The sequence below is a fragment of the Cognatundibacterium crateris genome, assembly GCF_010078235.1.
Lineage (GTDB): Bacteria > Pseudomonadota > Gammaproteobacteria > Burkholderiales > Burkholderiaceae_D > Undibacterium > Undibacterium crateris.
Window position 1 is genome coordinate 149341 of sequence record NZ_JAABOS010000008.1, and the last position, 12907, is coordinate 162247.

General features: G+C 52.9%; 9 protein-coding genes. 3 read left to right on the top strand and 6 right to left on the bottom strand.

All coding sequences use genetic code 11. The annotated features are described in order from the left end of the window. Positions 1-42: 42 nt before the first annotated feature. The gene (locus EYB48_RS15170) at positions 43-654 is read left to right on the top strand and encodes a DUF4124 domain-containing protein (RefSeq protein ID WP_162021095.1); all 612 of its coding nucleotides are present in this window, start codon (positions 43-45) and stop codon (positions 652-654) included. A 46-nt stretch (positions 655-700) separates the two neighbouring features. Here EYB48_RS15170 and EYB48_RS15175 read toward each other — a convergent pair whose 3' ends face one another. The 3 genes from EYB48_RS15175 to murB all read right to left on the bottom strand — a co-directional run bounded on the left by EYB48_RS15175 (position 701) and on the right by murB (position 5108). Further along, positions 701-1993 carry a putative bifunctional diguanylate cyclase/phosphodiesterase gene (locus EYB48_RS15175; protein WP_162021217.1) on the bottom strand — a complete coding sequence of 431 codons (1293 nt, stop codon included), beginning with the start codon at positions 1991-1993 and terminating at the stop codon, positions 701-703. Continuing rightward, positions 1990-3690 carry an HD-GYP domain-containing protein gene (locus tag EYB48_RS15180; protein ID WP_162021218.1) on the bottom strand — a complete coding sequence of 567 codons (1701 nt, stop codon included), beginning with the start codon at positions 3688-3690 and terminating at the stop codon, positions 1990-1992. Before EYB48_RS15180 ends, EYB48_RS15175 begins: the two co-directional genes overlap by 4 nt. A 353-nt stretch (positions 3691-4043) precedes the next feature. Next, positions 4044-5108, bottom strand: coding sequence for a UDP-N-acetylmuramate dehydrogenase (gene murB / locus EYB48_RS15185; RefSeq protein ID WP_202927799.1), 1065 nt, complete (start codon positions 5106-5108; stop codon positions 4044-4046). Between the two features lie 84 nt (positions 5109-5192). Here murB and EYB48_RS15190 point away from each other — a divergent pair, with 84 nt between their 5' ends. Further along, positions 5193-5684 carry a YajQ family cyclic di-GMP-binding protein gene (locus tag EYB48_RS15190; RefSeq protein ID WP_162021219.1) on the top strand — a complete coding sequence of 164 codons (492 nt, stop codon included), beginning with the start codon at positions 5193-5195 and terminating at the stop codon, positions 5682-5684. An 85-nt stretch (positions 5685-5769) separates the two neighbouring features. Continuing rightward, a complete protein-coding gene (locus tag EYB48_RS15195; protein ID WP_235935181.1) occupies positions 5770-6384 on the top strand; it encodes a retropepsin-like aspartic protease family protein in 615 nt (204 codons plus the stop codon). A gap of 212 nt (positions 6385-6596) precedes the next feature. Here EYB48_RS15195 and aroG read toward each other — a convergent pair whose 3' ends face one another. The 3 genes from aroG to EYB48_RS15210 all read right to left on the bottom strand — a co-directional run bounded on the left by aroG (position 6597) and on the right by EYB48_RS15210 (position 12826). Then, a complete protein-coding gene (gene aroG, locus EYB48_RS15200; RefSeq protein WP_162021221.1) occupies positions 6597-7658 on the bottom strand; it encodes a 3-deoxy-7-phosphoheptulonate synthase AroG in 1062 nt (353 codons plus the stop codon). Between the two features lie 439 nt (positions 7659-8097). Beyond that, a complete protein-coding gene (locus EYB48_RS15205; RefSeq protein ID WP_162021222.1) occupies positions 8098-8508 on the bottom strand; it encodes a tetratricopeptide repeat protein in 411 nt (136 codons plus the stop codon). Between the two features lies 1 nt (position 8509). Next, on the bottom strand, positions 8510-12826 hold the full coding sequence (locus EYB48_RS15210) for a cellulose biosynthesis protein BcsC (RefSeq protein WP_162021223.1): 4317 nt from the start codon (positions 12824-12826) through the stop codon (positions 8510-8512). Positions 12827-12907 lie beyond the last annotated feature (81 nt).

Sequence of the window (12907 nt, forward strand, 5' to 3'; positions counted from 1 at the left end):
TTATTCGGCATCGTTGGCGCTCACCCGAGCAAGGAGTCGTGCATGTCAGTTTCATCCCGTTTTTTCTTAGCTATGCTGCTGAGCGCTGCCACGCCGCTGCTGATGGCGCAGAATCTTTACCGCTGCGGAAACAGCTATCAGGATAAGCCCTGTGATCCGGGTCAGAAATCCCAGATCATCGGCACCTTGCCTGGCAATGGGAACAGCGGAATTCCGCGCGCAATACTGGATGGAGAATGTACACGGCGCGGTGAAGAGGCCAAGAAAATTATCTGGATGCGCGAAGGCGGCGCCACCCAGGATGCCTTGCTGGCGGAAGCAAAAACCGAGGACCGGCGTAAGCTGATCAGCGATATTTATGCGCAGCGTGGTAATTCCAGCGATGTGCGCAGCGCGATAGAAAAAGACTGTATGCAGGAAAAGCTGCGGCATATGCCGCTACCGGCCGCACCTGCTGCGCCCGCCTCCCCTGCGGCTCCAGCAGCACCAGCGGCTCCGGCTGCACCGGCCAGCCCTGCGGCTCAGCAAGCGGCACAAAAGCAGTTGTGCAGTCAGCTAAAAGAAATCAGCAAGCGCACGCCACCTGAAGGGCTGGGTAAGGGCGCGCCAGACCTGAGCCAGCAGATCAAGGCGCTGGGTTGCGATAAAAACTAAGCGAAGTCAGAGATTCAGAGATTCAGGAAATCGGCACTCAGTCTGGCTATACCGATGCATTGCGGTGAAAGTCGGTGCACCAGATCAGCAATTCCTGTGCGGGCATAGGCTTGGCGAAGTAATAGCCCTGAATCTGCTCGCACTCCATCGCGGCCAGTGCCTGCAGGGTTTCCAGGCGCTCCACCCCTTCTGCGACTACCGGCAAACCAAAGTTGTGCGCGAGGTCGATAATACTCTGCACGATTTGTTTGTCCTGCAGCGATTCCGTCATATTGTCGACAAACACGCGGTCGATTTTGAGTTCATCTATCGGGAAGCGGCGCAGATAAGCAAATGAAGAATAACCGGTACCAAAATCATCAATCGCGAGCGGAAAACCGAGCCGCTTAAGCTCACTCAGGACTTCGACGGTTTTATCCAGATCGCGTATCAGCGCACTCTCGGTGATTTCCAGTCCTATGCTGCCGGGTTCGGCAAACCAGACCTCCATTTTGTGCGCCAGTGTGCGCGGCAAATCCGGCTGACTAAGCAGGCGCGCTGACAAATTGACCCAGACTGTGACATCCAGACCGGCCATTTTCCAGCCTGAGGTTTCGCGTAACACGGTGCTGAGTACCTGCAGCGTCAGCGCTTCGACTAAGCCGCAACGCTCAACGGTATCGATCAGCACGTTGACCGGCACAAACTGAGGATGATCAGATGGCCAGCGCACCAGCGCCTCGACCGATACCATGCGATTACTACGGATATCCACCTTGGGCTGATACACCACCCGCAGCTCATTGGCCTCGATCACATCGGCAATCAGTTTAGGCAGGTTGTCGGGCATCAGACTGCTTTTTACATCCCTTTCAGCAAGCGCATAACGCTGATGCTCAAGTAAGGCACCCTTTTGAGCCTGGTCGGCCATACGCAGCATAGTAGCCGCATTCATTCCTTCCATCGGAGCCAGGGCCACACCTATGCTGGGATTAAAGTGCACGCTGTGACTGTCCAGCATCAAAGGTGCCTCCAGCACCCCAAGTATGCGGTGCACTGCCAGCAATGCCAGTTCCTGTGCTGCCAGACCAGGCAACATCAACCAGCATTCATTGTCACCCACAAACACGGCGCTATCCTGCGGCCGCAGCCCCGGTTGTATACGGTCCCACAAGCGCGTCTGCATCTCCTGCGCATAACTGGCTGAAATCAGCGCTGTAATGCGGTCACTACGCTGTAATTGCAGGATCAGCACTGCCAGGGTAGTGCCAGCTTCACAGGTATTGATTTGTTGCTGCAGTTGTATAGAAAATTCGGCACAGGAATTCAGGCGCTGCGCGCTGGAGGTAGTCAGTGTCATGATGATTTCGCCTGATAAAAACGCCTGCTGTCTATGCCATAAGCACCGTCCGGTAAGCCACGCAGGATGCGGACTTGAGTCTTTCCTTCGGATTTATCCTGATGCATCAGGCTGAAGGGATAGGGTTGTTCCAGCTGATTTTTGTCGCGGTCAGTCAGTATCAGGATTTTGGGTTCCAGGCGACGTAATTTATTATGCTCCAACACGATGGCGGCCTCACCACTCGATAATTCAATCAGACTGCCTATCGGAAAAATACCGATCGCCTGTACAAAATCTTCAACCAGCGGCGCATGTAATTGGGTATCGGCTTCGCGGAATAACTCTTTCATCGCATCAAATGCCGAGCGCGTTGAATCATAGGAGCGCTGCGAAGTCATGGCAGCAAAACTGTCCGCAATCGCCGCCATGCGACCAAAGATACTGATCTCCTTCCCCTTGAGTCCAGCCGGATAACCGCTGCCATCAAGGCGCTCATGATGCTGGCTGATCCCCAGATACACATTGTGCGACAGCGGGCCATTGCTTTGTAATTTACGCAGGCTGAAATCGACATGAGTACGCATCATTTCGCTCTCATCGTCTTCCAGCTTACCCGGCTTTTTTAATAACTCTTCGGGCAGACTCAGCTTGCCCACATCCAGCAGCAAGCCTATCAATCCCAATTCATTCAACTGCGGACGCGCAAACCCCAGATGGCGTCCCAGCACCATCAGATACACGGCGACTTTGATGCCGTGGTTATAGGTCTCGGTATCCTCAGACTGCATACGGATCAGCCACATCAAGGCAGAGGGATTGGCGATGATACTTTCGGTGAGCAGCATGACAGCGGGCTTGACCTGCTCCACCTCCAGCTCTTTACCGTTTTTAATATCATCCGACATACGGCTCAGGAATTCCTGAGTGCGCTCGACGGCGACGCTGGCATGGCCCAGCTCTTCCTGCATCGGCGCTTTGTCCTGATAAATCACCAGATTCAGGGTCTGAGGAATATGCTCAGGATGCTGCCTGCGTTTTGGGAAATGATGGCGCTTGCGGGTATCGGCAACAGGTTTGGCCTTATTCCATTCGATCACCCATTCTTGTGCACGCTCCATCCAGTTCAGCGGGGCATAAATCACATCGCGTGGATACAGGGTTTCAATAAAATGGCTGAATACCGGGGTCGATGGCGGTACCAGTTTGGAACTGAGTTCAGCCTGCGAAACACTGCTCTGCGCGACGACCTGATGAGTAAAGCGCAGATAATAAGGCTCAGGCTGACTGGCTCTGGGTTGTTGCGCCATGCGACGCGCCTGCAGATAGGCGGATGCGGTCGGCTTTTCAAACAACTGTCTGACGCCATGCTGGACTTTTGCCAGCACCGACTGTTCAGCGGCAGGCGGCGCAGTGTAAGTGACGCGCACGGTGCTGTCACCTGGATGCAAATCAGCCGCGATATCCGGATTCTCTTCATGAAAGCTGTCCCAGGGCAAATGCAATAATGCACCCGGATCGCTGCGACTGGGGTCAATGGTGAGTTGATTCACCATGCCCTGCAGCGTTTGTAAATCCATCAGCTCGGTCAGCAAGAAACCCTGAATCAGAAAATCCGTTTTTTCCCAGGGACGGTCCAGTTCCGCCACAAACATGCCAGTGCGCAGGTCAGCGATACTGATAACCAGACTGTGACGTAATTTTCTCTTTTCACGCATGTGAGGTAATCTGCTTTTGATGGAGTTCAGTCATTGAAAGAATAAAGATACTGATAGAGCAGGAGTAAGCCAGCTGTGCTGATTGTTCAATACCTTAGCACAGCTTGCAGTAAATACAATTCCATACCCGATTCAGCATACAGAAATGCCGCTAACCCAAGCTTGATCTGCAACATAAACCCGGCAGCAGCGCAATTTCCACGCAACAATTATTTCCACTTGGAAACAATTGAAATGATACGCTGAACATTTTCTCTATAGACAAACTAAAGACAAATTAAACGTTAAAGATGGATACAGAATAATCAAAGGCAGAGGATGTAGTCCATGCATCTGCCTGATTTAACAAAGCATCACAGTGCCTGAACAGAATCTGTAAATACCGGCTCTGCTTCCAGGCTGACCTGAAATAAGGTATGCACGTCTTGCTGGATAGCCGCTGCCAGCGCGCGGATATCCGCACCCGTCGCCTGACCGCGATTGACCAGCACCAGCGCTTGCTTTTCATAGACGCCGGCACGCCCCAACTGCCTGCCCTTCCAGCCGGCTTTCTCTATCAGCCAGCCTGCCGCCAGCTTGTAGCGGCCATCTTCCAGTGCATAACTGACTAATTCAGGGAACTGCGCCAGTAAGCTTGCGCGTAGTGCCGCACTGACGACAGGATTTTTAAAGAAGCTGCCTGCATTTCCGATTTGCGCCGGGTCCGGCAATTTGGACTGGCGAATGGCGATCACCGCATTGCAAACGTCTTGCGCGGTCGGTGCTGTGATTCCGGCCTGATCCAGAAAGCGCTGTACATCGGCATAGCCCAGACGCGCTTGCCAGCGCCTAGGCAAGGCCAGTGTGACCTGCAAGATCGTCATTCTTCCCTTGAACGCCTGCTTGAAGATACTGTCGCGGTAGGCAAACTGGCAGGCTGCCTTATCCAGCGTAACCAGCTCACCGCTATCCCAGTCAAACGCATCCAGACTATGGAACACATCCTTGAGCTCCAGGCCGTAAGCACCGATGTTTTGTACCGGTGCCGCGCCGGCTGTGCCCGGGATCAGGGCCATATTTTCCAGTCCGCCCACCCCTTGCGCCAAGGTCCACAGCACCAGCTGATGCCAGTTTTCTCCGGCCGCTACCTGTACAAACACGCTATCCGCGTCGCTGCCGACGATTTGCTTACCCTGCATGCACATATGCAAGACCAGTGCATCGATGCGATCAGACAGCACCAGATTGCTGCCGCCGCCCAGTATTAGTCTGGGCATAGACATCAGTTGCGGATTCTGACGAACAGACTGCAAATCCGCTACGCTGCGGATCTCGGCAAAATGGCTGGCAATCGCAGCGATACCGAAGGTATTGTGCTGAAGCAAAGAGAACTCAGTGGAAACAGCCAGCGGGTTCAAATGGGTAGGATGATTTGTCATAAGGCGAAATTATAACGTTTGGACTCTGTGCCAGTCGCACATTTGATAAAATGCGCTACGTTTACAATTCATCAGGAAAGTTTTATGCCATCGTTTGATACCGTCTCCGAAGCCAATATGGAAGAAGTGAAAAATGCGATCACCCAGTCGAATAAGGTGATCACTAACCGCTTTGACCTGAAAGGCACCAGCGCGAAAGTTGAACTCAAAGATAAAGAACGCGAAGTCATTATCTACGGCGATTCCGAATTCCACCTGGATCAGATCCTCATCGAAGTCACGCAGACTATGGGTAAGCGCAAGGTCGATGTACGCTTCCTGGACATGGGTAAACCCGAAAAAATTGGTGGCGATAAAGTCAAACAAGTCATCAAAGTCAAAAATGGCATTGAATCTGACGATGCCAAGAAAATCGTCAAAATCATCAAAGACAGTAAGATGAAAGTTCAGGCCAGCATCCAGGGCGATGCAGTGCGGATTCAAGGTGCCAAGCGTGATGACCTGCAAGCTGCCATGGCCTTGCTGCGCAAAGAAATGAAAGATCTGCCGCTGGATTTCAATAACTTCCGCGACTGATACGACGCTGAAGCCAGCACGCAAGCACCGCCCTTTCCAACCCGCCGGGTCCGCCAGTATGAAACTGCCAGCACTTTTCACAATATTGTTAATCAGCGCATGCTGTAGCGGGCTGGCGGTCGCGGCCGATATCGGTGTGGTCGCCATCCTGTCCGGTAAGGCGATACTGGTGATCGATGGGGCTGCGCCCAAGACCTACGAAGTGGGTGCCATGCTGAATGGCGAAACGCGTCTTCTTGCAGTCGATGGCGACAACGCCACCATCAGCACCAATGGCAAGCGGCAGGTACTGCGGCTGGGGCAAACCGATTTCAAAACAGGCGGAGGAAAATCCAACCAGGTGATGTTGAAAGCGGGCGACCACGGACACTTCATGGCACCCGCCAGCATTAATGGTGTTGCGCTCAGCATGATGGTGGATACCGGTGCCAGCCTGATCGCGCTGCCCGCCAGCGAAGCCAGACGCATAGGCATCAATTACAAAGCTGGCCGCCCAGGCCGCGCCAATACCGCAGGCGGCGTGGTCAATACCTATCTGATCAAACTCGATAGCATCAAGATCGGCGATATCGAATTATTCCAGGTTGATGCCTCAGTCATCGAAGCCGGACTCAGCATGCCTCTGCTCGGCATGTCCTTCCTGAATCGCATGGAAATGCGGCGTGAAGGTGAACAGATGACGCTGACTAAACGCTTCTGAATCCCAGCGTCAAGGTAATGCGTGCAGCGCTACTCAATGCGGCATTCAGCACAGCATAAATGCCAAATTTGGAAATTATCTTTATCAATATTGGCCACCAGGGTGGCTATTCAAATCCAAAATTAGCGAAATCCGCATAGTTATTTACTGGCAATGCTGGCGATCAGCGCAGTTTTCCCACGCTGATAGCCGTTGCTGTTGGCGTATCCGGTTTATTCAGAATGCGACAAACGACGCTGCTTAACGGCTGCCGCCAGGCCTTCCAATACCTGAATGCTGGATTCCCAATCAATACATCCATCCGTCACGGACTGGCCATAGACCAGTTCCTTGCCCGGCACCAGATCCTGACGCCCTGCGACCAGATGCGATTCCACCATGACGCCAACGATACGCGTATCGCCAGCTGCGATCTGGCCTGCGATATCGGCGCAAACCGGGATTTGATTGGCTGGATTTTTAGAACTGTTGGCATGCGAGGCATCGATCATCAGACGCGATGCCAGCCCGGCATTGGCAATATCCTTACAGGCCGCATCGACGCTGACGGCATCATAATTCGGGGCCTTACCGCCGCGCAGGATGATGTGGCAATCTTCATTGCCATTGGTCGATACGATAGCGGAGTGACCGCCCTTGGTGACTGATAAAAAGTGGTGTGGCTGTGAGGACGCCTTGATCGCGTCGACCGCGATTTTGACATTGCCATCGGTACCGTTTTTAAAGCCAACCGGGCAGGATAAACCCGACGCCAGTTCACGGTGTACCTGAGATTCTGTGGTGCGGGCACCGATCGCGCCCCAGCTGATCAGGTCAGCAATATACTGTGGACTGATCACATCCAGGTATTCCGTACCGGCTGGCAAACCCAGCTCATTGATATTCAGCAGCAGCTCACGCGCCAGACGCAAGCCATCGTTGATGCGGAAACTGTTATCCATGTAAGGATCGTTAATCAAGCCCTTCCAGCCGACTGTGGTGCGTGGTTTTTCAAAATACACGCGCATCACGATTTCCAGCTCCCCCAGAAAACGCTGGCGTTCCGCTGCCAGTTTGTGGGCATATTCCATGGCGGCTTTGGTATCGTGGATAGAGCAAGGTCCGATTACGACCATGAGCCGGTCGTCCTGACCGTGCAAAATACGGTGCAATGCGGTGCGTGCATTGGCGGCTGTTTCAGATGCGATTTCCGAACACGCGAATTCGCGGATCAGATGGGAAGGCGGGACCAGCTCTTTCATCTCGCGTATGCGTAAGTCGTCAGTACGTTGCATGGTTTCTCCTGAAAATGTTCAATGGTTTAAATTCGTACACTTATTCTTAGGGCTTACCCACCGCTATCAGCGCATTTCTGCCTATTGGTCTGATCTGGCCGGATAAGGCACTTGGTTCAGACGGCCTCTGTCAGGCACACAATATTGATAAAGCAAGAGGTAAAAAAAAAACCGCCATCGCTGGCGGTTTTTTAGAATTCTGGTTGGGCTCTTTTTCTTTGTGCGCTTACCTTCTTCCTACCGCCTGTGGCTGGGAATAGCTAAAGTAAAAAAAGAAAAAGAAGTAGACGCGTTTCATACAAAATTTGTGTGCGTTTTGACCCGTTAATTATCTGCATTTATGCGGGCGACATCGCAGTCTGCCACTTGCCAGCACAAATTCGAAAACTGATATTGCATCATATTTCAGCAAATGGCAAGCGTAAAACCCGCAGATTTTTCATTTTTTCCATAAGGCCGGCGGCTCAGGCGGAATATCTGCATCGGGATACACATTCATGATTGGTGGCGGCACTTCCTTGAGCTTGATTTGCGGCGCATGACGCGCCACCCAGGCACGCATCTCGTTGAGATTGGTCGCAATGTCAGCGCGCGCTGGCGCCAGTCTGACAGCGCGTTCCAGCAAGCCCAGTGCTTTTTCATAATCGCCCTGCGCCGACAAGGCGACAGCCTGATTGTTGAGCGCCGACGCATCAAACGGGTTCACCTTGGCGGCTTCAGCAAACTTTTTACTGGCCGCTGCTGCATCGCCCTGAGACAGTAACTGGCGGCCTTCGGTCTGCAAATCGGCGGCAAACAGCGCCGGACTCAGGCTCAACAATATGCAAAGTAAGACACTACGGACTAACATCTCAATTCCCCTGATAATAGGTTTTCGGTACCACCGGCGGGAAAGAAACTTGCGTCTTTCTTGGCTCAAAGGTGTAGCGCAAATAAACGATACCGGCAGCATCGGTGAAATCACCCGAATTATCCACCGAGAAGCGTCCGCCGACAGAGAAGCGCGGCGTCATTAAATATTCCAGACCACCCGCCAGCTTATACTGCAGACCGGTATGACTTTGCCCAGGATAGCTGGTCGTCACATTCACCAAGGGATTTGCACCGGCAAACAATTCGAGTGCGGCCTGGTCAGCCGCGATCAGCGGATAAACCAGGGCGCTGTCTTCGCGGAAGCGCTGAATACCGATTGCAGCGCCAAGCTGATAGGCAAGGCGGCCGTTACGTCCACTCCACTCCACCGGCAGATTCACTGCCAGATACGATTGCGGACTAAAGTAACCGCCATGACCGTAAGTGAAATAACGCAGATTCTTTTTATAGAACATGGTGTTCATACCGACACCGGCAGTCACTACATTATCCTTGGTTTTATACACACGCCAGTAAGCACCGCCACCAAGATCGAAGCCTGTGTTCTTCACCACCTGGGTGCCTTGTACGCTATAAGCGCCCAAACCACCATAGAGACCGCCGTCTTCCATGTCATAAGACAGGTCGAGGCGCGCACCATTTTTCGTTACACCGCCCCAGCTCAGACCAAACAGACTGTCTTTGGCACCTGCATACGACAAATAGCTATCGGTCACTGAGCGACGCGACAGTTCCAGACTCAGGTTCAGGCCGTCAACAGCGGTACTCCATTTGACACCACCGACCACATTCCGGATCGGGAAGTTGATCGGACTGGAACCCACATCCAGCTTCAGTCCCGCCTCTGCCAGGGAATAACTGAGATTGAGTGCAACCCCTTTTGCGACTTGTTCTATCGAGCTGGCACTGGACAAACCCTGCTCTTTGGCGACAGCTGTAAAGGAAGTTTTTGTGAATTTAGCGCGTTCATTCAGTATCGCATTCTTAGCAAACTGACCTGCGACGTTTGTGTCGTTCAGTTGCAAAGTACCGGCATCGATCACGACCGGAATAATCTTCAGTCCGAACTGGCCATAACCGAGCGTGGACAGTTTTGCCTCTACCGGCATTTCCACATCTTTTAACTGTGACAAGCCGCTCTGACCGCTACGTGCGCGCGCGGATAAGCCAGCAGTGACTTCAGAGCGGTTTAACTCATTTAGGGATTCAATTTCACGTATCAGGGCAGCTTCTTCCGGACTGACATCCGGTAAGTCTTTAGACGCTTTGCGTGTGACATTCGTTGCTTGTAGTTTGCTGGCATTCGCAACTTGCGTATTCGACGCTGGATAAGCTGGGTTGCCTGTGAGCGAAATCGGCTTCTGTGTGACAGGAGCGGCGCTTACTGTCACCGGGCTGCCAGCAGTGACAGCAGAATTGACACCAGAATTGACCACAGCAGCTTGGGCTGAAACTCTTGACAAAGCTGGCGTCGGTGCAGCACCAGCCGCACTGACTGGAGTAGCCGGAGCAAGAACAGCAGCAGAGACCGGGCTAAGGTTTGTGGTGACGGGCTGAGTCTGCGGCTTGCTAATGCTGCTGGCAGCGCCCGGATTCAAGCCAGGTAAGGCATGCTGTGGCCCTAATTGCGGCACTTCACGCAGTACCGGTCCCGATACTGGCTTAGCTACCGGCGTCTGCGTCTGTTGCTGCCCATCTTTGTTGGCGAAAGGATTGACCTTGAAATCGGTCACGGCAGCAGCCGGTGCTGCGGTTTCTACCAGGCGTAAGCCGTCGGCTCCTTTACCGGCCAGCGGACGCTGCGCCTGTTCCAGCGCCAGCGCTTTTTTGAAGTAGCCGAGTGCCTTACCGTTTTGTCCTTTAGCCCTTGCGACATTACCTGCCAAGGCAATGTAACGCGGATTATCCGGCTGCAAACGCATCAAGCGATCCAGATGTTGTTCCGCACCGTTAAAGTCTTTGATGTTGATCGCAGCGAACACCAGTCCCTGCAATACTTCAGGATTATCCGGTTCAGTTTCCAATACCTTGTTGTACAAGTCTTTGGCCTGATCCAGATCACCGGCCGATGAATAAATACGTGCCAGTGTCAGCAACAGCACATTATCATCCGGCGTTTCTATCAGCATGGGCTGGATATAGGTGTAAGCCGCCGCGAAATCACCCGCCTCGCGTGCGCGTTCGGAATAGCGCATGGCAAGTGCTTTTTGCAACTGGCGGAAAGACACTATCTCGTCTTCACTCAGTTTAGGCATGGCAGCGACTTTACGCATGACGGCTTCCAGCTCGGCTTCCTGATTGGACTGCATCAGGGTGCTGGCATATTGCAATAGCAAACCGGCCGTCGGTTGCTTCGTGTTTTGCACCAGCTGCCGTATCATGGAAAAACCACGTTCGCGGTCACCCAGCTTGATATACAGCGAGGCAACCGTACCGACAAATTCAGGATCGTTGGCGGCCGTACTGTCGACAGCCGCGAGGATTTCCTTCACTTCAGCCGTTCTGCCTTTTTTATTGAGAATATCGATACGGTCCAGCTGCACCTTCAGCCACAACCGCTTCTGCAAAGTGAACATTTCCGTCTTGCGTGAATTGGCTGGCACGCGCTCCAGTGTCATCATGCCTTCCCACCACAGCCCCTGCATTTCACTCAGTAAGGCACTGACATACAGGGCTTCCGGATCGGGTTTCTCCACATTGGTCAGTGCATCCAGCAAAGCCCGCGCCTGTCCGGGCATATTGCGCTTCTGATACAGCTTAGCCAGACTCATACGCAGCCAGGCATCTTCGGGCTTGATCAGAATTGCGTCTTCCAGCGCACTTTGCGCCGTGGCGAAATCACCGGCGGCTTCCGCTTTTTTAGCCTTTTCTGACAACTCTTCTGCTTTAGAATTCGCCAAGATCGCGAGCTGACGTGGCAACATATACGGGCTCAGTGCCTCCATGTCCTTCACGCGTTTTTGCAAAGAGTAGAGACCAACCAGACCATCAAGCGCGCGCATATTGGTCTTATCTTCGTTAAAGACCCGCTTGAAATTCTCTTCCGCGCCTGCCATGTCATTTTCAGCCTGTAAGGCATCTGCCAGCTGCAAAATACCGGATGGCTCTTTGTTGTCGAGCGCAATCGCCTGCCGTAACAGGGCTATCCCTTTTTTACTGTCGCCATCTTCGAAAGCGTTACGCGCCTCCTCTATACTGGCCCAGTAATGCGCGCCATCATAGGCTTTTTTCCAGTTTAGTTTTCCTTTAGCTGAAGACAGCTGCATTGCTTTTAGCAGATATTTTCTGGACTCAATAAACTCTTCCTGACGCATCTTAACCAGACCCATGCCGCCGTAGCCAACCGGGTCTTTAGGATGCGACTTCAGGATGGACTGGAATTCTTTTTCTGCGGTTGCCACATCATTGTCGTCCAGTGCTTTGAAGCCTATGGTCTGTCCCTTGATGACGGGGTTTTCTATTCTTGGTTTAGCCGGGCGACGCTCTTCACGCACTTCTGCTTTGGCCTGACGGCTCATGTTATCGAGCTTATCCTGTATGGTTTTATCGTCCGGATATTTGTCGAGATAATGGCGGAAGTAACGCGCATTGCTGGTTTTCAGGCCCATCCAGCTCAGTGCTTGCCGCCATGAGTCTCGCGCTGCCTTTGCCACATCCGGTTTAGCAGTCAGTTGCTCTAACTGCGCCATGCCCTCGGCTCGGGTCGCTTCACGATAAGTCAGCACCTGCGCATAAGCCAGTGCATAGCGAGTGTTACCTGGCTGTTCTTTCACCAGTTTTTCAAGTCCGCGCTTAGCTTCAGCATAGCCTTTTAAGGTGCCGGCCAAGGTCTGATAATACTCAGAAGCCGCATCGCCCTTGAGTTTGGACGGGTCGCCCAGCAAGCGGTAGCTTTCGACCGCAGCCTCTGCATCACCCTGCCTGGCTAAACGCCGCGCATCGTCGATCTGGGTGCGCGCGCCGGAAGCGCCCATTCGTATCGCCTCTTCCAAAGTGCGTATCTGCGCTGCACTCGCATTGACTTCACGTAGTTTGTTCAGATGTTGCTTAGCCTGATCAGCATTTCCGCGTCTGGCTTCATACGCGCCGACTGCGACTAAAGCATGAGGGCTGGAGGGATCAATTTTGAGCAGCTTGCGCCAGGCGTCCATCGCATTATCTTCTTTGCCGCGCTGCTCCCAGAACTGTGCCGTCTCTATCAGTTTTTCATGCAAAGGGGAATTGGCAAAAGCGGGGCTGTAGCAACCCTGGATCGCAAACAGCGCGAGTACCACCGCTTTTTTATTCAAAACCATGCAATTCCCCTATTTCTAATCTGTTTATCATTCATGCCTGAATAGCATTGAGGCCATACGACGCAGATTGCGCAGTATGGC

What these genes read in the sequence shown, in the direction of transcription:
- EYB48_RS15190 (WP_162021219.1), top strand. Translation starts at nt 5,193, where the DNA reads ATGCCATCGTTTGATACCGTCTCCGAAGCCAATATGGAAGAAGTGAAA.
- EYB48_RS15180 (WP_162021218.1), bottom strand. Translation starts at nt 3,690, where the DNA reads ATGCGTGAAAAGAGAAAATTACGTCACAGTCTGGTTATCAGTATCGCT.
- murB (WP_202927799.1), bottom strand. Translation starts at nt 5,108, where the DNA reads ATGACAAATCATCCTACCCATTTGAACCCGCTGGCTGTTTCCACTGAG.
- EYB48_RS15205 (WP_162021222.1), bottom strand. Translation starts at nt 8,508, where the DNA reads ATGTTAGTCCGTAGTGTCTTACTTTGCATATTGTTGAGCCTGAGTCCG.
- EYB48_RS15170 (WP_162021095.1), top strand. Translation starts at nt 43, where the DNA reads ATGTCAGTTTCATCCCGTTTTTTCTTAGCTATGCTGCTGAGCGCTGCC.
- aroG (WP_162021221.1), bottom strand. Translation starts at nt 7,658, where the DNA reads ATGCAACGTACTGACGACTTACGCATACGCGAGATGAAAGAGCTGGTC.
- EYB48_RS15175 (WP_162021217.1), bottom strand. Translation starts at nt 1,993, where the DNA reads ATGACACTGACTACCTCCAGCGCGCAGCGCCTGAATTCCTGTGCCGAA.
- EYB48_RS15210 (WP_162021223.1), bottom strand. Translation starts at nt 12,826, where the DNA reads ATGGTTTTGAATAAAAAAGCGGTGGTACTCGCGCTGTTTGCGATCCAG.